The organism is Promicromonospora sp. NPDC050880 (assembly GCF_044456525.1).
GTDB lineage: Bacteria > Actinomycetota > Actinomycetes > Actinomycetales > Cellulomonadaceae > Promicromonospora.
Window position 1 is genome coordinate 580,134 of sequence record NZ_JBITFV010000001.1, and the last position, 22,144, is coordinate 602,277.

Genomic DNA, 22,144 nt, shown 5'->3' on the forward strand with positions numbered 1-22,144 from the left:
ACCGTTTCTATCTCGAACCACCGAAAATCACAAGGCACCAGAGGCAGTCCGCCCACGCCACGCCACCCAGGCCCACCTCACGGATGTCCCGGCCAGGTGCCCGATATCCCCGGTAGACAGCCAGCGCCATTCACCGAAACATTTCGACCCGAGATCACCCGGCCGGCGTGATCGACAGCACCGACCAGGCCGGCAGGTCGAGGTCGATGTCCAGCACGCCGGCGTCGGAGACGGTGAGCGTGCCGACGCGCAGCGTGTCGGCCACCCCGCGCAGCTCGGTCGTCTGCGCGGGAGTGAGGTTGAGCGGGGCCCCCATCCGGTGCCACGCCTCGGCCACGTTGCCGTGGTCCCAGTCGATCGACCCGACGGTGAAGACGGTGCCGGGCGCGAGGCCCTCGACCGTGTGCCGGATCCGCCGGGCCGGGCCCTTCTCCGCCAGGGCACGCGTGGCCGCGTACGTCGTCTCCGAGCCGACGCCGTCGGCGCCCATGTCGTCGGGGTAGTTGAAGAACACGGCCGACACGCTGCCGGTACCGGAGTCCCGGGTGATCGTCCCGTGCGGGGTGACCGCCAGCGCGGTGTCCCCGAGCCGGGACAGCATCGCGAACGCGTGGTACGTCGGCTTGTGCAGACCCTGCTCGTTCACCAGGCCGAAGCCGCCGTGGAACGGCCCGATGCCGGCGCCACCCTCCTCGAAGACGTCGGTGAAGGTCCAGTACGAGACCGAGTCCGCGAGCGCCGCGCACCGCAGGTAGGCGCGGGTGATGTACGTGGCGGCGAAGAGGGTGTCGTGGATGGCGTCGCGGCTGGAGGGGGAGCTCGACCACTCCGTGATGTGCAGCTCGGCGTCGGGGAACGGGCTCGCGGCGATGATCTTCCGGAGCGCGACCAGGTCGTCGTGGGTCGCGTCCACGTGGCGGCGGATGTGTCGGACCTGCCCGGAGGCCCCGAAGGCCAGGTCGGTCGGGTACAGGTGGGTGGACAGGAAGTCGAGCGGCACGTCGCGGCGCGCGCACCAGTCGATGAGCTCCTCGATCCACACGGGGCGCCAGTCGAGCGCGTCGACGTCCTGCGCCTCGGCCGTGGCGTGCTCGGCGGACCGGTCCTCCCACTCCCCCGCGTAGCGGTCGTCGGGCACGAACACGCTCGTCGAGGGGCCACCCACCTTGAGCTCCGGGTCGACCGCCTTGACGGCGCGGGCCGTGGCCTCGTACAGCTCGAAGTACTGCGTCCGGGTGCCGGTCCAGAAGTACGGCACGAGGTTGGGCTCGTTCCACACCTCGAACCGCCACTGCCGCACCTCGTCCAGGCCGTAGCGTTCGATCCAGTGCTCCACCGTCGCGGTGACCAGCCAGGTCCACCGCGCCATGTCCGTGGGCGGGCTGCAGTGGGCCTTCCACCAGAACAGCGTCTCCGTCTCCGTCGCCAGCTCGCGCGGCATGAACCCGAGCTCGACGAAGGGCCGGGCGCCGGAGTCGAGGATGAAGTCGAAGACCTTGTCGACGTAGCTGAAGGTCAGCACCGGCTCGTCCAGCGGCGTGGGCGGGCCGAACCCGCCGCCGTCGGAGGCGCGATAGACGAACATGTCGTCGTGGAACAAGCCGTGGAAGCGCACGTACCGCGCGCCCAGGACCGTCACCGCCTCGGTGAAGTGCTGCTGCCAGTCCGCGCGCAGCGCCTCGTTCGCCCGGCCGGCGCCGACGCACTCGTTCCAGATGTGCCGCAGCGGTGCGCCGACGGCGGTCACGCCGTCGATCGTGAGGTCGGGCAGGGTCGTCGTGCTGTCCGCCATTGGTGTGTCTCCCTCGCGGGTGTCGGACGGGCGTGGAGAACCCACGGACCCGCTCGGAGCGGCCCGTCGTGATGGTCGAAGTGGTGGGGGTCGGTCAGGCTCGGTCAGCCCTTGACCGCGCCGAGGCTCAGGCCCGACTGCCAGTAGCGCTGCAGGCAGACGAACGCCACGATCAGCGGGACGATCGTGAGCAGCGAGGAGGTCAGGACGAGGTTCTGGAGCAGCTCGCCGTTGCCGGCGGTGGAGGCGAGCTTGTTCCACTGGTTGATGCCGACGGTCAGCGGGTACCAGTCGGGGTCCTTGAGCATGATCAGGGGCAGGAAGTAGTTGTTCCAGATCGAGACGAACGAGAACAGCAGCACCGTGACCGTGGCGGGCACGAGCAGGGGCAGGGCGATCTGCCAGAACGTCCGGAACTCGCCCGCGCCGTCGATCTTCGCCGCCTCCAGCAGCCCGGTGGGCACGGCCTCCGCGGCGAACACCCACATGAGGTACAGCCCGAAGGGGTTGAGGAACGACGGGATCAGCACCGCCCATGGCGTGTTCGTCAGGCCGAGCTGCGCGAACAGCAGGAACTGCGGGATGGCCAGCGCGATGCCGGGCACCGAGATGGCCCCCAGCACCACGAACAGGAACACCCGCTTGCCCGTGAACTCCAGCTTGGCGAGGGCGTACCCGCCCAGTGCGGCCAGGAACGTGGAGACCACCGCCCCGACGACGACGTACAGCACGGTGTTGAGCAGCCACCGGCTGAAGATGCCACCGTCGTAGGTGAAGACCGCCGCGATGTTGTCGAACAGGGCGAACCGCGTGCCGAACGAGAAGCCGAAGCTGGAGACGAAGTCCGCCTGGGACTTGGTGGCGTTGATGGCCAGCCAGACCAGCGGTATCAGGCAGTAGAGGGTGAACAACCCCGTCAGGAAGGTCAGCGTGCCGCTGGTGCGGGGGTTGGCGAGGGTGTGGAGGCGTCGGCGCGGGCCGCCCGGACGCCGGACGTCGGTGGTCGTCATGAGAGGTCTCCGGCTGCTACTGGTCGAGGGCGTTCTTCATGCCACGGATCTGGACCGCGTAGGCGATGGCGATGGTGAACGCGGCCATCACCAGGGCGAGAGCAGCGGCATAGCCCTGCTGGGAGCCCGTGAACGCCAGGTTGAAGGCGTACAGGTTGGGCGTGTAGTAGGTCGTGATCCCGCTGTTGGCGACCATCGACGGGAGAATCTGCGGCTCGTTGAAGATCTGGAAGGTGCCGATGATCGAGAAGATGACGGTGATCACGAGCGAGCCCCGGAGCGCGGGCAGCTTGATCGCGCGGATGACGCGCCACTCCCCCGCACCGTCGATCGCCGCCGCCTCGTACAGCTCGTGCGGGACGGCCTTGAGCACGCTGCCGAAGATGAGCATGTTGTAGCCCGTGAAGGCCCACGTGACCATCACGCCGATGGCGATCAGCGTGGTGCTGGGCCGGAACGGGTCCAGGTCGGTGCCGAACCAGCCGTTGATGCTCCCGAACAGCCCGTAGCGCACACCGAGCATGAAGCCCCACATCAGGGTGGAGACGATGGCCGGCACCGCGTAGGGCAGAAAGATCGCCACGCGCATGAACCGCATGCCGCGCAGCCGCATCGAGTCCATCGCCAGCGCCAGCGCGAGGGCCAGCAGGAGCATGACCGGCACCTGGATCAGCGTGAACCAGACCACGCGGGAGACGCCGTCCCAGAACTGGGCGTCGCCGAACAGCTTCGTGTAGTTCGCCAGGCCCACGAAGGACGGGCCGCCCACCATCCGGTCCTGGAAGAGGCTCAGGTAGGCGGCGTAGGCGATGGGCACGATGAACACCAGGGCGAACAGCACACCGAACGGTGCGACGAACGCCCAGCCGGTCTGCCGGCGACGAGGCCGGCGGTACTGCTGCTCCACGCCGGCGGGTGGAGGCGGGGTGGCGGCCACGGCGGGCGCCGTGCGCTGGGTCGCGCTCATGGACAGTCCTCTCGTGTCGTCCGGTCGGGGGCCGGGCGGACGTCCCGCGCCGCGGTGCGCGAGACGTCCGCCGACGGCGGCTAGTCGACCTGGAACCCCTGTTCGTTGCCGTACTCGACGGAGCGTTGCTCCCACGTCTCCAGCACCTGCGCGAGGGAGCCCTCGCCGGAGGTGTAGAACGGCGTGGCGATGTCGCCGTACGTGCTGCGGGCCCACTCGAAGAACGGCGGGTACTGCCAGCCGACGGCGGCGATGTTCGAGGCCTCCGCGAGCACCTCGCCCGTCTTCTGGTCACCGAAGTACGGGTTCTTCACCTCCTGGAACTCGGGGCTGTCGAGCACCGCCGTGTTCGGCACGAACGCCCCGGCGTCGACCCGGGGCTGCAGGCCCTCGCCGTGCGTGAAGTACTCGAGGAACGTGTAGGCCGCCTCCTTGTTGGCCGCGGCTTCCGGGATGCCGAACGCCGAGCCGCCGTTCTCGGCGCCGACCTTCTCGCCCTCCTCCCACTGGGGCATGAGCGAGACGCGGAAGTCGCCCGCCGCGTCCGGCGCCCGCTCGGGCAGGGTCGAGGTGAGCCAGCCGCCCATGTTCTGGGACGCGAGGGTGCCGTCGTTGAGCGCCCGGTTCCAGTCGTCGGACCAGGCACTGATCTTCGTGTTGACCAGGTCCTCGTCGATCATCTTCTGCCAGAAGGCCACGGCCTTCTGCGTGCCCTCGTCGGTGAAGTCGATGTGCACGGTGGTGCCGTCCACCTCGAACGGCCGGCCGCCCGCCTGCCAGATGAGCGACAGCAGGAAGAAGAGGTCGTTCGTGTCCTGCGTGATGTAGTAGTCGTCGCCCAGGGCGCGGATCCTCTTCGCCGCCTCGTAGTACTCGTCCCAGGTCGCGGGCGCCTCCTTGATCCCCGCCTTGGCGAACGTCGCCTCGTTCCAGAACATGACGGCGGGGCCGTAGTCGGAGGGCAGGGCGTAGACGCCGTCGCCGATCGTGACGTTGTTCCACGCCGAGGGGACGTAGTCGTCCTCCAGGTCGGCGGCACCCAGCGGGCCGAGGTCGGCGAGCTTGCCCGGCACGGCGAAGTAGGGCACCGCGAAGTACTCGAACATCACCAGGTCCGGCACGCCCGATCCGGCCTGGATCGCGTTGTCGAGCGCCTGGTACTCGTCGGACGACGAGCCGGCGTTCACCACCTCGACGTCGATGCCGGGGTTGGCCTTCTCGAAGCCCGGCACCGCGAGCTCGACCGTGCCGTCCCAGCTCCACACCGTCAGCGTCACCGGCTGGTCCGCGGTACCACCGCCGCCGGTCCCGCCCGCCGTACCTCCCGCGCCCGAGCACGCGGTGAGCGCACCGGCCGTCACGAGCGCGACGCAGACCGCCTGCGCCTTGGTCAAGAGCCTCATCACCCTGTCCCTCCTCGTTGAGAGCGTGCGAAATCTTTTCGCAACTTTATCGATCAAGCAGGGACTGTAGTGGTGCGCTCCGCCGGGCGTCAACAGTCGAGCCTGCCCGTTCCAGCCGAGGCACGTCCCGCCATCTGCGCGCACCCGGTCGGATTGACGCCCCACCAACGGACCGCTAGCCTTCGAAATAGTTTCGACGAAGGGAAGATCATGGCTGGCAGGCCCTCGACCGAGCGCCCGACCCTCGCCGACGTCGCACGCGCGGCCGGCGTCTCCACCGGCACCGCCTCGAAGGCGCTCAACGGCCGTCTCGACATCGCCGAGGACACCCGAGCCCGGGTCCTGGAGGCCGTGGCAGCGCTGGGCTACCGCCCCACGACCGCGCAGTGGGAACCGCCGCGCACGCGCACCATCGCCGCGGTGACCGACGTGGTGGACTCCCCCTACGTCTCGAACGTGCTCCAGGGCCTCCTGGCCGCCGCCATGACCGCGCAGACCGACGTGCTGGTGCGGCTGGCTCCGGACCGCGCCGTGCGTGCCACGAAGGCGGCCGCCCAGGCCTGGGTGAGCGAGCAGAAGGAGTCGGGGGTCGTCGGCATCGTCGGCATCACGCTGAGCCGGCCCAACGCGGTGCTCCAGGCGGCGCGGAAGGTGGGCATGCCGTTCGTCATGATCGACCCCGTCGACGTGGACGACCCCCGGACCGTCAGCGTCGGCTCGGCCAACTGGGCCGGTGCGCGCACCGCCACGGAGCATCTCCTGGAGCTCGGCCACCGGCGCATCGGCTGGATCGGCGGCCCGGCCGCCTCCGCCGCGGCCCGCGAACGCTTCCACGGGTACCGGGCGGCGCTCGACTCCGCGGGCATCAGCCTGGACCGGACCCTGGTGCGCAGCGACCCCTTCTCCATCGAGACGGGCCTGGTGCACGGCCGCGAGCTGCTCGCGCTGCCCGCAGCGCCCACCGGGATCGTCGCGGGTGACGACGAGATCGCCGTCGGCGTGATCGCCGCGGCGCGCGAGCTCGGCGTCCCGGTGCCCGGGCGGCTCAGCGTGGTCGGCTTCGACGACACGCCGCAGGCCGCGTGGACCACCCCGCAGCTCACGTCGGTGCACCAGCCCCTGGCGGGGATGGGCCGGATGGCCGTCGAGACCGTGCTCGCGATGGCCGACGGCGTCGAGCCCGCCTCCCGCCACGTCCAGCTCGCCACCAGCCTGACCGTCCGTGACTCCACGGCACCACCCGCTGCCGTGGCCGGAACGGGCCCCGCCCGCCGCTAGGATGCCTCTGACCTGGTGTCGTGGCCGGTAGGGAGCAAGGGGGGCGGTCCGTGAGCGTGACGTTGCAGGACGTCGCCCGGCTGGCCGGCGTCTCGACCAAGACGGTGTCCAACGTGGTGCACGACTTCCCCAGGGTCCGCGCCGAGACCCGGCGCCGCGTGCAGTGGGCCATCGAGGAGCTCGGCTACCGCCCCAACCTGTCCGCCCGCGGGCTGCGCTCCGGCCGCACCGGCGTGATCGAGCTGTCCGTCCCGGAGCTGCGCCAGAGCTACTTCGCCGAGCTCGCCGACGAGGTGATCCGGGCCGCGGAGCAGCGCGGCCTGGGCGTCCTGGTGGAGCAGACCGGCGGCGACCGGCAGCGCGAGATCGACGTCGTGACACGGCGGCGCCCGTACCTGACCGACGGGCTGCTCTACGCCCCCGAACGGCTCGGCACCGAGGACAAGGACCTGCTCACCACCGACTTCCCCAGCGTGCTGCTCGGCGAACGGATCTTCGGCGGGCCCACGGACCACGTCACGATGCACAACACGAGCGCCGCGCGGGCCGCCGTCGAGCACCTGCTCGAGGTGGGGCGCCGGCGCATCGCGGTGATCGGCGCGCACCCGGACGGCCAGGTCCGCGAGCGCGCCTCCGACCTCCGCGTGGCCGGCTACCGGGAGGCGCTGGAGAGTGCCGGGCTCACCGTGGACCCCGACCTGATCCGGGTCGCCGCCCCGTGGTTCCAGTGGAACGGCGCCGAGGCGGTGCGCGAGCTGCTGGCCGCCAGGGTGCCGTTCGACGGGCTCTTCTGCCTCAACGACGGCCTGGCGCTCGGCGCGCTGCGCGAGCTGGCCGCCGCGGGCGTGCGGGTGCCCGACGACGTCGCGGTGATCGGCGTGGACAACATCGACGAGAGCCGGTTCTCCGTGCCGTCCCTGACGACGGTCGACGCGGGGCGCGCCGAGATCGCCCGGATCGCCGTGGACCTGCTCGTGGAACGGATCGCCGAGCAGGGCGCGGGACCGGGCGACCGGCGGCCGCCCCGCCTGATCAAGCCGCCGTTCCGCATCGTGCGGCGCGAGTCCACCGGGTTTCCCGAGACGCCGGACTGAGTCCCCGCCGGGCTCACCGTCCCGAGCCGTGGTGCGCCGGACCGAGCAGGGGAAGCCACACCGTGTCCACGATCTCGACGATCGCCTCGTCCGGCACCGCGCCCATGGTCATCAGCATGTCGTGCCGCACCAGGTCGAAGGGCAGGTTCACCACGCGTTCGGGTCGCGGTACGTCCGCCAGCTCGCCGCGTTCGACGGCGCGGGCGACGATCGTCGCGAAGGGGCGCGTCCGGTCCGCGAGGCCCAGGCGGCCACGCAGGTCGCCGAAGGTGGTACCGGTCTCGCGGAAGTAGTCCGCCAGCCAGACGCGCATGAGGATCAGCATGCGGGCCCGCTCGGCGTTGACCGTCCGGAGGAACACGAGGGCGTCCTGGCGGAGGCCGCCGGTGTCCGGGAGGTCGAGCGGGTGCCAGTACCGCGCGAGCGTGGCGACCAGGAGGTCCTCCCGCTGGGGCCACCGCCGGTAGAGCACCGGCTTGCTCGTGCCGGCGCGCGCCGCGACGGCCTCGTACGTGAAGCCGTTGTAGCCCTGTTCGACGAGCACGTCCCAGGCGGCCTCGGTGATCGCGTTCTCCAGTGCGGCACCCCTGCGCCGCGTGGGCGTGTCCTCCGTAGGCCCCTTGCTCACCACGAACCCACCTCTCCTCTCCTGCCGCTCCGCCGAGCGATTAGATTCGCTTGCGTATCTTAACGCGCGGCCCTACGCTGACTCAATAAGAAACGGCATCGTTTCTTAACGATGCCGTCCGTTCGGCCGAGGGAAACACGCATGTCCATGATCAACGCCGCGCTCGTGGAGTCGTTCCACGAGCCGCCGCACCTCCGCTCCGTCCCCGCCCCCGCGCCCGCCCCCGGGCAGGAGGTGGTGGACGTCCTCGCCGTCGGCGTGCACCCCGCAACCCGCGGCATCGCGGCCGGCAAGCACTACACGAGCCCCACGTCGCTGCCCGCTCTCGCGGGGGCCGACGCGGTCGTCCGGCGAGCGGACGGCAGCCTCGGCTACGTGATGCTCATGGGCGCCGGCACCCTGGCCGAGCACATCGCCGTCGACCCGGCCGCCGTCATCCCGGTGCCGGACGGAGCTGATCCCGCGGTCCTGGTCGCGACCATGAACCCGGCCCTGTCCTCGTGGGGCGCGCTGCGCACCCGCGTCCCGTTCCAGGCCGGGCAGTCGGTCCTGGTGCACGGAGCGACCGGCAACGCCGGATCCATGGCCGTCAAGGTCGCCAGGCACCTCGGCGCGGGCCACGTGGTCGCCGCCGGGCGCAACCGCTCGCGCCTGGACGAGCTCACCACCCAGGGCGCGGACGAGATCGTGCAGCTCACCTCCGACCAGGACGCCACGGCGGCCGCTCTCGCCCGGGCCGCCGCGGAGGTCGACGTCGTCCTGGACTACGTCTGGGGGCCGCCCACGGAGCTCGCCATGCGCGCCGTCCTGGGTGCGCGGACCCAGCACACCCGCGTGCTCGACTGGGTACAGATCGGCGGCACGGGCGGTGATGCGATCACCCTGTCCGGGCATGCCCTGCGCTCCAACGCGTTCCGCATCCTCGGCAGCGGGTTCGGCGCGGTGGACACGCAGGTGATGCTGCGGGAGTTCACGGAGCTCGTCGCCGCGATCGCCGCCGGCGCCATGGCCGTGCGCCCGCACCCGTTCCCGCTCGGCCAGGTCGAGGCGGCCTGGGCCCATCAGGACGCGCCCGGGGAACGCACCGTCATCCTCCTGTGACCCGCCCCGGAGACGGGGCCGAGGGTGGGGCCGACGAGCTCGCGCCCGCCGACCCCACCAGGGCGACGCCGGACTGTCAGGAGCCGGGCTACCGCACCCTCAGCTCCTGGTAGGCGGCCGCGTGCGGCGCGTACGTCGAGTCGCCCGAGTAGGCCACGTGCACGCGGTACCTCCCCCGCGGCAGGCCGGTCGTGTCCAGGCCGACCAGCGCCTGGCCCCGCACCAGCGGTACCACCTGGACCGTGCCGCCGAAGGTGACCGCCACCTCACCGGTCGGCCGCGGTGCGCCGTGGGTCCGGTGCGCGGGCGCCACGGTCACCTCCAGCCGGAACGTGCCGCCCGCCACCACGGACGCCGGCGTCGCCTCGGCCTTCACCGTGACCGCCTTCGCACCCGTCGGCACGGGCGTGACCTCGGCGGCCGCCGACCGGTTCGGGTCGAAGACCGACGTCGCGACGACCCGCAGCGACGACGCCGTCTCGTCCGGTCCGACCGAGAGCAGGCCGTCGGCCGAGATCGTCGTGCCCGGCGAGGAGGCTCCCTCCACGGACCAGGTCACGGCGGACGAGGCGCCGTGGGTCGTGGCCACCTCCGCCGTGAACTGCTCGGTCCAGCCCCGGGCCACCGTCGGTGCGGCCGGGGTCACCGACACGGCACCGACGTGCTGGAACAGCCGCGGGGCGAAGTCGATCAGGTTGAGCTGCCACGCGTCCCAGTTGTGCCCGTGCGCGGTGTAGCCGTTGAACTCGTAGTCCACCCCGATCGAGTCCATCGTGGCGATACCGTTCACCACGCTGGTGTAGGTGGTGTCGGTGATGTTGCCCGAGTAGAAGCGCAGCAGGGTGGTGCCGTCGTTGATGGCCTGCACGGTCGCGGCGTCGACCGCACCGCCGAAGCCCGCGGCGAAGACGCCCACGTACCCGAAGGTGCCGGGACGTGCCTTGAGCGCGGTCACGGTCTGCCCGCCGCCCATGGACAGCCCGGCGTGCGCCATCTCGTCCCGGGCGCCGGACACGTTGAGCTGCTCCCGGGAGGTCGGGACGATCCGCTGGAGCAGCTCGTCGGTGAAGTTCACGCCGTTGCCGTTGGCCATGACGACCACCATCGGGACGGTCGCCCCGTCGAGGGACAGGTTGTCCAGGATCTGCCGGGCCCGGCCCATCTCGACCCAGTCCGTCCAGGACTGCCCGCTGCCGTGCTGCAGGTACAGCACGGGATAGGGCACCTCGCGGTCGGCGTCGTACCCCGGCGGCGTCCAGACCCAGGCGCTGCGCGTCGGGTTGCCCGCGGCGGTGCTCGGGTACTCCATCACCCGCAGGTCACCGCCCGCGCCGGCGGGGGCGTCCGCCAGGAGGCGCGCGGAGTCACCGGGCACGTAGAACGTGCTCCACGTGGGTTCGGTGGTCACGCTCGTCGGGTTGCCGGTGTCCTTCCTCTGCACGCGGTCCACGTGCAGGCGGTAGTAGTAGAAGCCGGGCTCGAGCTGACCGACCGTGGCCCGCCACCGGCCGGCGGAACGGGACATCTCCATCCGGACCCAGCGCTTCGACGGGCCGAAGTTGCCCCACACCGTCACCGTCTGCGCGGTGTCGTACTCGGCGGGCGCCTCGAACGTCACGAAGCCGTCGTCGGTCAGGTACGGCGTCGGCGTCGTGCCGGCGGGCGGGGGCGTGAAGGTGCCGGTCGCCGGCAGGTGACCGGGGCTCATGCCGTGGTCGTCGATGTCCTGCGGGTCGCGGAAGATGCGCTGGGAGAAGTCGTGCAGCGACTCCTGCCAGTGGTTCCAGTTGTGACCGTGGTCGGGGTCGATGCCGTCGAACTCGTGGTCGATGCCCGCGGCCTCCAGCGCCGGGATCGAGCTCACGACCGAGTTGTAGGCGAGGTCCGTCTTGTTGCCGGTGTAGAGCCGCAGGAGGGTGGTGCCCTCGTTGATCGCCTCGGCGTCCACGCCGTTCGTGCTGCCGAAGCCGAAGCCGAACGTGCCCACGTAGCCGAACACCCCGGGGTTGGTCTTGAGCACCGCCATCGACTGGCTGCCACCCATCGACAGCCCGGCGAGCGCCATCTTCGCCGGCTCGTCGGACACGTTGAAGTGCTCCCGGGACGCCGGGACGATCCGCTGGAGCAGCTCGTCGGTGAAGTTGACCCCGTTGCCGTTGCCCATCACCACGACCGCTGGGACCATGTCGCCGTCCCGCACGAGGTTGTCGAAGATCTGCCGCGCACGGCCGAGCTCCGTCCAGTCGCGGTAGCTCTGCCCGCCCCCGTGCTGGAGGTAGAACACCGGGTAGCGCTCGGCGCGGTCGGCGTCGTAGCCCGGCGGGGTGTAGACCACCGCCGTGCGGGTCTGCCCCTGGGCGGTGGACTCGAAGGTCATGTCCTGCAGCGTCCCCCCGGTGCCGGCGGGCACGTCGTTGAGGAAGAACCCGTCCGGCCCGGGCACGTAGAACCAGCGCCACGTGGGCTGGACCTCGTTGGTGTTCGGGTTGGTCGTGTCGGCGAAGTGCAGCGTGTCGTCGGCGGTGAGCTGGTAGTGGTACAGCCCCGGTTCGAGCGGGCCGATCACGTCGGTCCAGCTCGACCCGCTGCGTGCCAGGTTCACCTGTGCCCAGTTGTCCGACGGCCCGAAGCTGCCGCGGGCCACGACCTGGGACACCGGGCGGCCGGTGGCCGCCTCGACGGCGGCGTTCGGCACCGTCCACCGCGCGAAGACCCCCTGGCCGGGCACCTCCTGGACCGTGAGCCAGGGCGTCTCGGCCGCGGACGCCGGGGCGGTGGCCGCAGCCGTGCCGACGAGTGCGCCGGCGAGCGCCAGCGCCCCCGCGGCGGCCAGTGCGGTCCACCGGCGCAGCGACGAGCGCCGCCGTCCGCGTGGACCCTGAGTGGTGATCGTCATTGATTCACTCCCATCTGACACCTGCCCGCGGAGGGTGGCTCCCTTCGCGTCGACAGGGCGGGCTCGCGGCGACGACCGGCGGAGTGCCCGGCCAGCGTTACAACGTCGTAACGGCCCGAATCGGAGTCATGCTGGCGCGGCCCGATCACCTGTGTCAATAGGGTGATCTGGTGGAGTACGACGTTGGAACCAGGGTCGCCAGACCTCACCCGGGCAGGCACCCCCGGCCCGTTGACACCCATCGCGCGAGGCCCTACTTTATCGATAAACATCAACGGGTGCGATGAGGCACCGAGAGAGAGACCGCCGTGACCGATCGACTAGTGACCGGGTACGTGGCCGAGCGTCGACTCACGCACGACGATCCGGGCCGACATCACCGACTCCACCACCTCGCCGGGTGCCGCCGCACCGGCCTCGACACGCCGCAGCAGCAGCTCCATGATCCGCTCGGCCATCGAGTCGTTGTCCGGGTCCATGGTGGTCAGGCGCGGCACGAGGTACTCGCCCTCGGCGTCGTTGTCGAAGCCGACCACCTGCACGTCGTCCGGCACCCGCAGGCCGAGGTCCGCGAGCGCCCGCAGCGCGCCCATCGCGGCCGCGTCCGTCAGGGCGAAGGCGCCGTCGAAGGGCACGCCCTCGCGGTGCAGCCGCATGACGGCCTCGTACCCGTCCTTCGTCGTGTACGAGGCGGCGTCGACCACGAGCCGTTCGTCCACCGGTACGCCCGCCCGGGCGTGGGCGCTGCGGTAGCCGCGGCTGCGCAGCGTCGCCATGCTGTCGACGCCCTGGTCGGGCCGGCCACCGAGCAGCGCGACACGCCGGGCGCCCCGGTCGAGCAGGTAGGACGTGGCGAGCTCCGCACCGCCCACGTTGTCCATCATCACGTGGTCGAACTCGCCGGACAGGCGCCGCTCCCCGAGCAGCACCACGGGCACCTCGATGCCCGCGGCCCGCACGTCGGCACTGTCGATCTGCACGGGGCTGAACACCAGGCCGACGTAGGGCCGTACCCGGTCGGCAGAGATGGCGGCCAGCTCGCCCTCCCGGCTGGCGCCGGTGCGCTCGATGATGACGTGGTACCCCTGCGCCTGGGCCAGCGTGTCCAGCCGGGCGGCGAGGTGCGCGTAGTAGGGCCCGTCCAGGTGCGGCACCAGCAGGCCGATCGCGCCGCCGCGGCCGGCCCGGAGCTGCCGCGCGGTGGCGTTCACCCGGTAACCGAGCCGGGCCACCGCCTCGAGCACGCGGGCCCGGGTGTCCTCGCTGGCCCCCGGCCGCCCGTTGATGACGTTCGAGACCGTCATCTTCGAGACCCCGGCCTCGAGGGCCACGTCGCTCATCTTCACCACGCCGACCATCATGACACCCCGCGATCGGCGCCCCCGTCCCGTCGTGCCGGCATCGCCCCATGGCTCTGATCAAGGAGGACCAGACCGCCGTGAAACAGCTCCTCTACTCGAAGAGGCTCGCGCCCTACCTGTTCATCCTGCCGTTCCTGGTGACCCTCGCGGTCTTCTGGGTGGTGCCGCTCGGGCGCTCGTTCGTGATGAGCACCCAGGAGGTGCTCTACGGGCAGGCGACCTTCATCGGCAGCGCCAACTACGAGCGGCTCTGGCAGGACCGCATCTTCTGGCAGGCCCTGTTCAACAGCATGCGCTACATGGTGCTCACGCTCGTGCTGCTCATCCCGATCCCGCTGGCGCTGGCGGCGCTGGTCAACTCGAGCATCGGCAGCACCCGCATCAAGGCGTTCTTCAAGGCGTCGATGTTCGTGCCGGCACTGACCTCCGTGGTCGTGGCGGGCATCGTCTTCCGCCTCATCTTCGCGGAGTCCGACTCGGCGATGATGAACCAGGTGGCCGAGTTCTTCGGCTTCGGCCCCGTCCGGTGGCTGCGCAGCGACCTCACCGGCCTCGTGGCGCTGCTGGCCATCGCCCTGTGGCGGTGGACCGGCGTCAACATGATGTACTTCCTGGCCGGGATGCAGGCGATCCCCACCGAGTACTACGAGGCGGCGTCGATCGACGGGGCGAGCAAGTTCCGTCAGTTCATCCACATCACGGTCCCGAACATCCGGCCCACCATCGTCTACGTCGTGACCATCAGCGTCTACGGCGGCCTGGCGATGTTCCTGGAGAGCTTCATGCTCTACGCCGGCAACAACTCCCCCAACAACCAGGGCCTCACGGTCGTCGGTTACCTCTACCGCAAGGGCATCGAGGAGAACGACCTCGGCTTCGCGTCCGCGGTCGGCGTGGTGCTGCTCGTCATCGTCATGACGATCAACATCTGCTACCTCGTCGCCAGCGGCACCTTCAAGAAGGAGGCCGCGTGATGGCCGCTCTCCGAGAGCACACCCGGGCGACGACCGTCCCGACCGCCGCCCCGCGCCGCCGCGGGCCGTCCACCGCGGCGTGGGTGCAGAGCGCCTTCCTCGTCGTGATCGCCCTGATCTCCCTGGTCCCGTTGCTGGCGATCTTCGTGGGCACCTTCCAGGACGGCAACGAGGTGATCCGGCGGGGCATGACGTTCGACGTCGACCTCGGCGGGCTGAGCCTGGACAACTACGTGCTGCTGTTCACCGACTCGGGCCCGTACTTCCGCTGGTTCGTCAACACCCTGCTGCTGACGGTCGCGCAGGTCGCCGGCACGCTCCTGGTGAGCTCGTTCGTCGCCTACGGCTTCGCGATGTACGAGTTCCGGACCAAGACGCTGTGGTTCATCATGGTGCTCCTGGTCATGACCGTGCCGTTCGAGATGCTCATGCTCCCCCTGTACGTCCAGGTGAACGACATGGGCCTCGCCGACACCTACACGGTGATCGCGCTCCCGTTCCTCGCCTCGGCCGTGACGATCTTCTTCTTCCGCCAGTACTTCCTGGGCATACCCAAGGAGATCATCGAGGCCGGGCGGATGGACGGCGTGAGCGAGTTCGGCATCTTCTTCCGGCTGGTGCTGCCGATCACCAAGCCGGCGATGGCCGCCATGGCGATCCTCAACGGGATGATGTGCTGGAACAACTTCCTCTGGCCGCTGCTGGTGCTGCGCAGCCCCGAGAAGTTCACGCTCCCGATCGGCCTCAACACGCTGCTGACGCCGTACGGCAACAACTACGAGCTGCTCATCATCGGGGCCTTCTTCTCGCTGATCCCCGTCCTCATTCTTTTCCTCGCGTTCCAGCGGTTCTTCATCGAAGGAATCACCGCGGGAGCGGTCAAGGGCTGACCCCTCCCCAGGCTTCACCTTCCCTCACGAGAGATAACGGAGAAACTCATGACAAGGCTACGGACGACGGTGTCCACGGTGGTCGCCGCGCTCGCGGTGACGGCGCTGACCGCCTGCGGTGGTGGTCAGCCGGAGGCACCCACGAAGAACGCCGACGGCTCCACCACCCTCAACATGTGGACGTTCGCGGACGTGCACGCGACGTACTACGAGGAGATGGCCGAGCGGTGGAACGAGGCCAACCCGGACCAGGAGATCCAGCTCGAGGTCACGGTCTACCCCTACGACGACATGCACAACAAGCTGCAGCTCGCCGTGAACTCCGGTGAGGGTCTGCCGGACGTGGTCGACATCGAGGTGAACAAGTTCGCCAACTTCGTCAAGGGCGAGAACCCGCCGCTGCTCGACCTGACCGAGTACGCGGCGCCGTACAAGGACGACGTGGTCCAGGCGCGCCTCGACCTGTACAGCAAGGACGGCACGATCTACGGGTTCCCGACCCACGTGGGCGCGTTCACCACGTTCTACAACACCGAGGCGCTCGAGGGCGCCGGCATCGACTACACGACCATCAAGACCTGGGACGACTTCAAGGAGGCCGGGGTCAAGTACCACGAGGAGACCGGCAAGGCCTTCGGCGTCGCCAGCACCAGCGTCATGTTCCTCGAGCCGCTCATCACGGCGCAGCTCGGCGGGCAGTACATCGACGACGCGGGCAACGTGCAGGTGAACAGCCCCGAGGTGGTCGAGACCCTCTCGATGATGAAGGACATGCAGGACGCCGGCGCGATCTCCACCATCCCCGGCGGGAGCCCCGACTCCGAGGAGGCGTACGGCGCCATCAACGACGGCGACTACGCCGCGATCGTCTACCCGGCCTGGTACACGTCCCGGTTCGTCGACTACATGCCCGACCTCGCCGGCAAGGTGGCCATCGCCCCGGCGCCGGTCACCGACGACGCCGTCGTGCAGACCATCGGTGGTGGCGGCACGGGGGCGGCCGTCCCGGCCGTCTCGCCGAACAAGGACCTCGCGGCGCAGTGGCTGGCGTTCGCCAAGCTGTCCCCCGAGGCGAACGTCGCCGTCTGGGAGGTGCTGGGCTTCGACCCGGTGAACATGTCCGTCTGGGAGGACGAGGAGGTCACCAAGAACCCGGACAACAAGTTCAACAAGTACTTCCAGACCAACCTGTTCGACGTGCTGAACGAGGTCAAGGACGGCATCGGGCACTTCGAGTCGTTCAGCGACCCGAACTGGCCCACGGTCGACGACACGTTCCGCACGGTCACGCTCAACGAGATCTACGAGAACGGCACGCCGGTCCAGGACGCCCTGGACCAGACGCAGGCCGACCTGCAGAACCAGCTCGGGCAGTAGTCCGGCTGATCGCGCGGGCGGGGCGGCCGGCCACGGCGGCCCCGCCCGCGCGGCGCACGCCTCACGCACCAACCACCGAGGAGTACATCACCCATGCTGTCCGCATCCGTCACCATCGACCCGGCGTTCGTCGTCGGACCGGTGCGCCCCCGCACGTTCGGCTCGTTCGTCGAGCACCTGGGCCGCAGCGTGTACACGGGTCTGCACGAGCCCGGCCACCCGACCGCCGACGCCGACGGGTTCCGGGGCGACGTCGCCGAGCTCACCCGCGAGCTCGGTGTCTCGACGGTGCGCTACCCCGGTGGCAACTTCGTCTCGGGCTACCGGTGGGAGGACGGGATCGGCCCCGTCGAGCAGCGTCCCAGTCGGCTCGACCTGGCCTGGCACTCGACCGAGCCCAACCTCGTGGGCGTCGACGAGTTCATGCGGTGGTGCGCCCGGACGGGCGTCGAGCCCATGATGGCCGTCAACCTCGGCACCCGCGGCGTCCAGGAGGCCCTCGACCTGCTGGAATACTGCAACGTGCCCGGCGGCACCACGTGGAGCGACCTGCGCCGGGCCAACGGCGCCGAGGACCCGTACCGGATCACGATGTGGTGCCTGGGCAACGAGATGGACGGGCCCTGGCAGATCGGTCACAAGACCGCCCACGAGTACGGTCGTCTCGCGGCCGAGACGGCACGGGCGATGCGGATGATCGACCCGGACCTCGAGCTCGTGGTGTGCGGCTCGTCGGGGTCGCAGATCGACACGTTCGGCGCCTGGGAGCACACCGTGCTGACCGAGTCCTACGAGCACGTCGACCACGTCTCGGCGCACGCCTACTACTGGGAGGAGGACGGCGACCTCGCCTCCTTCCTGGCCTCCGCCGTCGACATGGACCACTTCGTCGACTCGGTGGCCGCGACCGCGGACGCCGTGCGGGCGGCCGGCAAGCACACCAAGCGCATCAACATCTCGTTCGACGAGTGGAACGTCTGGTACCAGAAGCGCGCGGAGTCGCGTCCCCCGTCGGGCGACGACTGGCCGGTGGCGCCCGTGCTGCTGGAGGACCGCTACAACGTGGCCGACGCCGTGGTCGTCGGCAACCTCCTCATCTCGCTGCTGCGGCACACCGACCGCGTGCACGCGGCGTCCCTGGCGCAGCTCGTGAACGTCATCGCACCGATCATGACCGAGCCGGGCGGCCGGTCCTGGCGGCAGACGACGTTCCACCCCTTCGCGCTGACGGCCCGGCACGCCGCCGGCGACGTGCTGCGCCTGGCCGTGGACGCCCCCGTGCAGGAGACGGCCAAGTTCGGCCCGGTGCCCGTGCTCGACGCCGTCGCCACCCACGACCCGGCCACGGGCGGCGTCGTGCTGCTCGCGGTGAACCGGTCGCTCACCCAGGACGTCGCGCTCGAGGTGGACCTGCGGGGGTTCCCCGGCCTGCGCGTGGCGGAAGCCCTGACGCTGTCCAACCCCGACCACACCTGGTCGGCGACGGCCGACGACGCCACCTCCGTGCTGCCGCGGCCCAACGCGTCCGCCAAGGTGGCCGACGACCACGCGCACGCCGAGCTGCCGCCCGTGTCCTGGTCGATGATCCGGCTCGAGCGGGTCTGACCTCGTGAACCGGTCCGGAGGCCGCTCCGGACCGGTTCTGCCTCAGGCCCCGGCGAACGGCCCGTCCGTGCCGAAGGCGTACCGCGCGAACCGTTCGCCGATCAGCCCGTGGGTGGCGGTGTCCGGGTGCAGGGCGTCGGGCAACGGGTGCTCGACGGCGTCGTCGGGGCCGTAGAGCGTGGTGCCGTCCAGGTAGTGCAGGTTCGGGTCGGCACGACGCTCGACCACCTCGGCCAGGGCGTCGCGGATCACCCGGAGCGTGAGCTTGCCCTGCCGCTGCTCCTCGCTGCGGCCGGTCGCGACGAACCGGACCTGGTCGGTGCCGAGGGTGGCGGGGTCGACCGCGCCCGGCCCCGGGGTGTCCTCGTGGATGGCGCAGAAGATCGCCGACGCCAGCACGATCGGCGTGTCCGGGTGGCCGTCGCGGATCGTGTCGAGGAAGCCGTGCACCGCCGGGACGAAGGTGCGCAGCCGCATCCCGTCGAGGTTGACGACGTTGATGCCCAGCTTGAGGCTGATCAGGTCGGCCTCGGCGTCACGGATCACGCGGGCGAGGAACGGGTCCACCAGCGCGCTGCCGCCGAGGCCGAGGTTGTGCAGGTCGACGCCACCGAGCCGGGCCGCGACGGCGGGCCAGATCCGGGTGGGTGCGGTCGCGTTCGAACCGTGGCTGATGGAGCTGCCGTGGTGCAGCCAGAGGCGCCGGGAGGGCTCCACCGGGGTGACCGGCGCGTCGGTGCGCAGCTCGACGAGCTCCACCGACTCGTTGTGCGGCAGCCACAGCTCCACGACCTTGTCGCCGCCGGGCAGGCCGTCGAACGTCGTGGTGTGCGACGAGCCGGGCCGGAACTCCGAGGCACCGGTCGCGAGATCCGCCTCGATCACGTCGCCGTCGGCGAGCACGGAACTGGCGACGGGCTCCCCGTCGACCACGAGGTCGACGGCGCCCCGTGGCCGGTCCGCGCCCCGGTAGGCGACGCGCAGCGGGTGGGTCACGAGCGACACCGTGCGGGCGGAGGTGGCCACCACCACGCGCACGCCCGACGGCTGACCCTCCACCATCAGCAGCTGCGGGTCCGGGAACTGGTCGCGGACCCACAGCGGGAGACGGTGGGGGCGCAGGCCCCGGGCCGTGGTCTCGACCTCCGTGGTGCCGTGCAGGAACGCTGCGGTCAGGGGTGTGGTGAACATGGGGGTCCTTTCCTGTGCCGGCTCGCCGGCGTCACGTCTCCTGACCGGTCGGCCAGGTGCGCAGGAGGGCGTCGAGCGCGTCGACGGCGCGGTGCCACGACACCTCCGGGGCAGGTTCTCTGTGGTCGAAGCTGCCCACGTGCTCCAGCGTGAGGTAGCCGTTGATGGTGCTGCCCACCAGCCGTGTGACCGTCACGCGGTCGCCCGGCGGGATGTCGTACCCCCGCAGGACGGCGTCCATGAGCGCGGCGACCGTCCGGGCGGCGTCGGACGCCGCGACCGCGGGCCCTACCCGGCGCTGGAGCGACTGCCAGCGGCCGGGCCGTTCCCGGGCGAACGACCGGTGCGCCTGCGCGAGCCCGTCGAGCGCGGGGTGCCCTGCCCGGCCGGCGACGGCCTCGGCGATCCGGCCCGCGAGCTCCTCCAGCGCGAGCGTGCTGATCCCGTCCAGGAGCGCGGCGTGGTCGCGGACGTGCGAGTAGAGGCTGGGCGTCCGTACGCCGAGCCGCCGCGCGACGGCGGACAGCGTGACGGCCTCCAGGCCGTGCTCGTCGGCGAGGACCGCCGCCTCGGCGACCACCGTGGCGGGGGTGAGGGCGGGCCGGTTCATCTCTCCAGCCTATACCCATTAGGGCCGTACCTATAGCTAGTAGTTCGCGCCCTCGGCGACGGCAGAACCGCGCGCCCGCTGCTCTGAGCAGTCCTGCTCTGGGCAGATGTTCCCGCCGGCACCCCTCCCAGGAGTGCACGGTGAGGTCATGACCGACACACCGAAGCCGCCCCAGTTCGGCACCCACTCCCGACGCGAGCTGTACGAACGGCGCGTCCTGGTCCTCGACGGACCCCTGGACGACGACAACGGCACCCTGCTGATGACACAGCTCATCGCGCTGGCCACCGAGGACCCCTCCGACGACATCGACCTGTGGATCCACTCCCCCGGCGGCTCGGTGCCGTCGATGCTGGCGATCCGCGACCTCATGCGGACCATCCCGAACGACGTCTCGACCCTGGTGCTCGGCATCGCCTACAGCGCCGGCCAGTTCCTCCTGTCCGCGGGCACGAAGGGCAAGCGCCGGGCCCTGCCGAACTCCCGCGTGCTCATGCACCAGGGCTCGGCAGGCATCGCGGGCACGGCCGTGGACGTCGAGCTGCAGGCCGACGACCTGCGGCACACCCGCGACACCATCCTGCGGCTGGTCTCCGAGGACACCGGCCAGCCGGTCGACCGCGTCTTCGAGGACTCCCTGCACGACCACTGGTACACGGCCCAGGAGGCGCTCGACTTCGGGTTCGTCGACACGATCGTCACCAGCTTCGACAGCATCCGGCCGCGCGAGCGCCGGCGGACCGGCTTCAGCACCGTGACGGAGGAGGACGCCCGATGAGCACCTACACCATCCCGAACGTCATCGCCGCGCACCCGCGGGGCGAGCGGATCATGGACGTCTACTCCCAGCTCCTGTCGGAGCGCATCATCTACCTCGGCACCGCGATCGACTCGGGGGTCGCCAACGCCCTCATCGCGCAGCTCATCCATCTGGAGTCGAGCAACCCGGACGGCGACATCCAGCTCTACATCAACTGCGAGGGCGGCGACCCGAGCGCGGGGATGGCCATCTACGACACGATGCGCTACATCCGCTCCCCCGTGTCGACCACCTGCGTAGGGCAGGCCGTCGCGGTCGGCGCCGTCCTCCTGGCGGCCGGGGCCGACGGCAAGCGGGCGGCGCTCCCCCACGCCCGGGTCGTCCTGCACCAGCCCGTGGCCCAGGGCCGTGGCGCGATCCCGGACCTGATCCTGCAGGCCGACGAGGTGGTGCGCATCCGCGCCGACATGGAGGCCGCGCTCTCCCGGCACACCGGCCAGAGCACCGCCACCCTGCGCGCCGACACGGACCGCGACCGGATCTTCACCGCCGAAGCGGCGCGGGAGTACGGCCTGCTGGATCACGTGATCGACCAGCGCTGACGTGGCGGGACGGCGTCGGCGGCCGGGGCACCGGGGACTGAAGCCCGGAGCCCCGGCCGAGCCGTCAGGCGGCGAGCGCGAACGCCGCCTGGCAGGTGGGCTGCCCCGCCGTCCCGCGCACGGGCACGGCCTGCCGGACGACGACCAGGCGGTCGGCGACCGCGAGGACCAGGTCGACCAGCTCGATCTCCAGCGCGCCGGTGATCGCCGCGATCATCTCGCTCGACGGCTCCTTGACGCCGCGCTCGATCTCGGAGAGGTACTGGGGCGAGATCCCGGCGCGGCGGGCCGTCTTCTCGAGCGTCTCCCCGCGCAGGCGGCGGAGGTGGCGCAGACGTTCACCGAGCATGTGGCGCAGCAGCGGCTCGCGCCTCGGGCGTGGGGGCGGGACGGTTTCGGCCATGCCTGAGCGTAGGTCGGGGCCACCGGCGGGCGACGTGGGTTCTGCTGAGAGCAGCGGCGCGCCCGTTCTCCCCCACCGGCCAGCCGGTGAGACCGCCGAGGTGCGGCGTTCCCAGCCACAGCATGGCCCGCGTGGCGCTCAGCAGGAGAACCACGCCCGGACAGCCGGCATGACCGTCGGGCGAAATTCGCCCCGCGGTGAG

At 70.8% G+C, this 22,144-nt stretch carries 19 protein-coding genes; 9 read left to right on the plus strand and 10 right to left on the minus strand.

What is annotated here, in order from left to right:
* Positions 1-154: 154 nt before the first annotated feature.
* The 4 genes from ACIBBF_RS02695 to ACIBBF_RS02710 all read right to left on the minus strand — a co-directional run bounded on the left by ACIBBF_RS02695 (position 155) and on the right by ACIBBF_RS02710 (position 5,172).
* Positions 155-1,792, minus strand: a complete 1,638-nt coding sequence (locus ACIBBF_RS02695; protein WP_397410212.1) for a beta-xylosidase — start codon at positions 1,790-1,792, stop codon at positions 155-157.
* Positions 1,793-1,896: 104 nt separating this feature from the next.
* Complete coding sequence (locus ACIBBF_RS02700) at positions 1,897-2,802, minus strand: carbohydrate ABC transporter permease (protein ID WP_397410214.1); 906 nt, start codon at positions 2,800-2,802, stop codon at positions 1,897-1,899.
* 16 nt (positions 2,803-2,818) lie between these two features.
* Positions 2,819-3,769, minus strand: a complete 951-nt coding sequence (locus ACIBBF_RS02705; protein WP_397410216.1) for a carbohydrate ABC transporter permease — start codon at positions 3,767-3,769, stop codon at positions 2,819-2,821.
* Between the two features lie 80 nt (positions 3,770-3,849).
* Entirely contained in the window at positions 3,850-5,172 is a 1,323-nt protein-coding gene (locus ACIBBF_RS02710) for an ABC transporter substrate-binding protein (protein WP_397410673.1), read from the minus strand.
* Positions 5,173-5,382: 210 nt separating this feature from the next.
* On the opposite strand from ACIBBF_RS02710, the gene ACIBBF_RS02715 reads away from it, so the two are divergent.
* A complete protein-coding gene (locus tag ACIBBF_RS02715) occupies positions 5,383-6,450 on the plus strand; it encodes a LacI family DNA-binding transcriptional regulator (RefSeq protein WP_397410218.1) in 1,068 nt (355 codons plus the stop codon).
* Positions 6,451-6,500: 50 nt separating this feature from the next.
* Positions 6,501-7,544, plus strand: a complete 1,044-nt coding sequence (locus tag ACIBBF_RS02720) for a LacI family DNA-binding transcriptional regulator (RefSeq protein ID WP_397410220.1) — start codon at positions 6,501-6,503, stop codon at positions 7,542-7,544.
* A gap of 13 nt (positions 7,545-7,557) precedes the next feature.
* Here ACIBBF_RS02720 and ACIBBF_RS02725 read toward each other — a convergent pair whose 3' ends face one another.
* Complete coding sequence (locus ACIBBF_RS02725) at positions 7,558-8,172, minus strand: TetR/AcrR family transcriptional regulator (protein ID WP_397410222.1); 615 nt, start codon at positions 8,170-8,172, stop codon at positions 7,558-7,560.
* Positions 8,173-8,313: 141 nt separating this feature from the next.
* On the opposite strand from ACIBBF_RS02725, the gene ACIBBF_RS02730 reads away from it, so the two are divergent.
* Entirely contained in the window at positions 8,314-9,273 is a 960-nt protein-coding gene (locus ACIBBF_RS02730; protein ID WP_397410224.1) for a zinc-binding alcohol dehydrogenase family protein, read from the plus strand.
* Between the two features lie 88 nt (positions 9,274-9,361).
* On the opposite strand, the gene ACIBBF_RS02735 is transcribed toward ACIBBF_RS02730, so the two are convergent.
* Positions 9,362-12,169: an alpha/beta hydrolase-fold protein gene (locus tag ACIBBF_RS02735; protein WP_397410226.1), complete on the minus strand. Its 2,808-nt coding sequence runs from the start codon at positions 12,167-12,169 to the stop codon at positions 9,362-9,364.
* A 320-nt stretch (positions 12,170-12,489) separates the two neighbouring features.
* Complete coding sequence (locus ACIBBF_RS02740; RefSeq protein WP_397410675.1) at positions 12,490-13,509, minus strand: LacI family DNA-binding transcriptional regulator; 1,020 nt, start codon at positions 13,507-13,509, stop codon at positions 12,490-12,492.
* 68 nt (positions 13,510-13,577) lie between these two features.
* Between ACIBBF_RS02740 and ACIBBF_RS02745 the strand changes: the two genes are divergently transcribed.
* From ACIBBF_RS02745 to ACIBBF_RS02760, 4 genes are all read left to right on the plus strand, one after another.
* The gene (locus tag ACIBBF_RS02745; protein ID WP_397410228.1) at positions 13,578-14,504 is read left to right on the plus strand and encodes a carbohydrate ABC transporter permease; all 927 of its coding nucleotides are present in this window, start codon (positions 13,578-13,580) and stop codon (positions 14,502-14,504) included.
* The gene (locus ACIBBF_RS02750) at positions 14,504-15,394 is read left to right on the plus strand and encodes a carbohydrate ABC transporter permease (RefSeq protein ID WP_397410230.1); all 891 of its coding nucleotides are present in this window, start codon (positions 14,504-14,506) and stop codon (positions 15,392-15,394) included. Before ACIBBF_RS02745 ends, ACIBBF_RS02750 begins: the two co-directional genes overlap by 1 nt.
* 48 nt (positions 15,395-15,442) lie before the next feature.
* Complete coding sequence (locus ACIBBF_RS02755; RefSeq protein WP_397410232.1) at positions 15,443-16,771, plus strand: ABC transporter substrate-binding protein; 1,329 nt, start codon at positions 15,443-15,445, stop codon at positions 16,769-16,771.
* A gap of 93 nt (positions 16,772-16,864) precedes the next feature.
* Positions 16,865-18,376, plus strand: a complete 1,512-nt coding sequence (locus ACIBBF_RS02760; protein ID WP_397410234.1) for an alpha-N-arabinofuranosidase — start codon at positions 16,865-16,867, stop codon at positions 18,374-18,376.
* 42 nt (positions 18,377-18,418) lie between these two features.
* Here the strand turns inward: ACIBBF_RS02760 and ACIBBF_RS02765 are convergent, their stop codons facing one another.
* Positions 18,419-19,567 (minus strand): GDSL-type esterase/lipase family protein, encoded by a 1,149-nt coding sequence (locus ACIBBF_RS02765; RefSeq protein ID WP_397410236.1) that lies wholly within the window; start codon positions 19,565-19,567, stop codon positions 18,419-18,421.
* Between the two features lie 31 nt (positions 19,568-19,598).
* Entirely contained in the window at positions 19,599-20,177 is a 579-nt protein-coding gene (locus tag ACIBBF_RS02770; protein ID WP_397410238.1) for a TetR/AcrR family transcriptional regulator, read from the minus strand.
* Between the two features lie 148 nt (positions 20,178-20,325).
* Between ACIBBF_RS02770 and ACIBBF_RS02775 the strand changes: the two genes are divergently transcribed.
* Together ACIBBF_RS02775 and ACIBBF_RS02780 are read left to right on the plus strand one after the other, a co-directional pair.
* Positions 20,326-20,955: a ClpP family protease gene (locus ACIBBF_RS02775; RefSeq protein ID WP_397410240.1), complete on the plus strand. Its 630-nt coding sequence runs from the start codon at positions 20,326-20,328 to the stop codon at positions 20,953-20,955.
* Complete coding sequence (locus ACIBBF_RS02780; protein WP_397410242.1) at positions 20,952-21,539, plus strand: ClpP family protease; 588 nt, start codon at positions 20,952-20,954, stop codon at positions 21,537-21,539. Before ACIBBF_RS02775 ends, ACIBBF_RS02780 begins: the two co-directional genes overlap by 4 nt.
* 64 nt (positions 21,540-21,603) lie before the next feature.
* On the opposite strand, the gene ACIBBF_RS02785 is transcribed toward ACIBBF_RS02780, so the two are convergent.
* On the minus strand, positions 21,604-21,942 hold the full coding sequence (locus ACIBBF_RS02785) for a helix-turn-helix domain-containing protein (protein ID WP_397410244.1): 339 nt from the start codon (positions 21,940-21,942) through the stop codon (positions 21,604-21,606).
* Positions 21,943-22,144 lie beyond the last annotated feature (202 nt).